Origin of the sequence: Kitasatospora sp. LaBMicrA B282, from assembly GCF_050325825.1 — a bacterium.
Lineage (GTDB): Bacteria > Actinomycetota > Actinomycetes > Streptomycetales > Streptomycetaceae > Kitasatospora.
This window is the reverse complement of the sequence record NZ_JBNQTI010000396.1, coordinates 1-580: the sequence shown is the minus strand read 5'-3', so window position 1 is coordinate 580 and position 580 is coordinate 1. Positions and strand designations below refer to the sequence as shown.

Annotated in this window: 1 pseudogene; it reads right to left on the bottom strand. The window is 80.7% G+C overall.

The window, feature by feature from the left end:
- Nucleotides 1-488: pseudogene (locus ACQRUO_RS39645) on the bottom strand (hypothetical protein); the annotation flags it as partial.
- Between the last annotated feature and the right edge of the window lie 92 nt (nt 489-580).

The window sequence follows — 580 nt, the reverse complement described above, 5'->3', positions numbered from 1 at the left end:
CTCGCGCCGGGGTCGGCGGCGGAGGCCTGGGCGGCGCTGGGCGACTGGCCGGTGGACGCGTCGGTGGCGGAGGCCGCGCTGACCGAGCCGCGCGCCGGGGGCGCCGCCGCGGTCGAGGTCGCCGGCTTGGCGCCGGCGGAGCCGGTCGACCCACCGCTGCCGACCGCCAGCCAGATCCCGCCGGCCACCAGCAGCAGCACGACCAGCAGCGCCAGCACCAGCTGCCGCCGCCGCACCAGGCGGGTGGCCCGCCCCAGCGTCGCGCTGCGCGACCAGGTGCCGCTGCCGGCCGCATCGCCCGCGGGCGCCGCCGGCTCGGCGGCCGAGCGGCGGCTGCCGACCCGGACCGTGCTCAGCCCGGGCACCTGCACCTTGGGCTTCTTCTTGCCGCCGCCGGACCCCGCCGAGGCGGCCGAGGCGGCCGCGGCGCCCCCGGCCTCGTCGGCCGCGGCCGGCGAAGCCGGGTCACCGGCACCGGGGGGCGACAACGCTGCGGGGAGAAAAAAAAAAAGGGGACCAAGGGGGGGGAGAGGGGGAACGGGGGGGGGAGGGGCGGAGGAGGGTGCCCCCGCCCCAACCC